Origin of the sequence: Vibrio sp. Isolate30 (assembly GCF_022397975.1) — a bacterium.
Lineage (GTDB): Bacteria > Pseudomonadota > Gammaproteobacteria > Enterobacterales > Vibrionaceae > Vibrio > Vibrio fortis.
Genome location: NZ_JAKEUS010000030.1, coordinates 1 through 638 on the forward strand (window position 1 = coordinate 1; position 638 = coordinate 638).

General features: G+C 41.7%; 2 tRNA genes and 1 rRNA gene. All 3 read right to left on the reverse strand.

The features are described 5' to 3' along the window. Nucleotides 1-103, reverse strand: a 23S ribosomal RNA gene (locus L1D60_RS23440); the annotation flags it as partial. Between the two features lie 306 nt (nucleotides 104-409). Further along, nucleotides 410-485: transfer RNA gene (locus tag L1D60_RS23445), tRNA-Val, on the reverse strand. A gap of 41 nt (nucleotides 486-526) precedes the next feature. After that, a tRNA-Ala gene (locus L1D60_RS23450) sits at nucleotides 527-602 on the reverse strand. Nucleotides 603-638: the final 36 nt, after the last annotated feature.

Genomic DNA, 638 nt, shown 5'->3' on the forward strand with positions numbered 1-638 from the left:
TCAAAAGGTTTTTACTACCTAATCTGGGCTTATCGCAAGTTAATACGTCCTTCATCGCCTCTGACTGCCAAGGCATCCACCGTGTACGCTTAGTCACTTAACCATACAACCCGAAAGGGTCTTAGTGTATGGCAACTAACCAAGGTTTTGGTTGTAATAAGAAGGGTTAGTTCTTATTACGTGTTTGCCGGACTCAATTTTGAATACAAGACACTTGAATGTGTTTGTGTTGTGTTTACTGTTCTTAATAAATAAGAGCAGATAAACATTGAGAACTTTTAATTTGATTTAAATAACTGTGTTATTTAAATCAGTCAGCTTTCCAAATTGTTAAAGAGCAAGTTTCTTTCGCTAATGACTAGCTAATGAAAACCATTTTTAAAAGCATTATCGCTAATGCGCTTAAAGATGGTGGGCGATACCGGGCTCGAACCAGTGACCCCCTGCTTGTAAGGCAGGTGCTCTCCCAACTGAGCTAATCGCCCACATTAGTTTTAATTCCTCGTGGAGAAGAATTCCTCAAGAATGGTGGAGCTAAGCAGGATCGAACTGCTGACCTCCTGCGTGCAAGGCAGGCGCTCTCCCAGCTGAGCTATAGCCCCATCTTGAGAGTCATTTCTAAAAGAAGAAATGGTGGG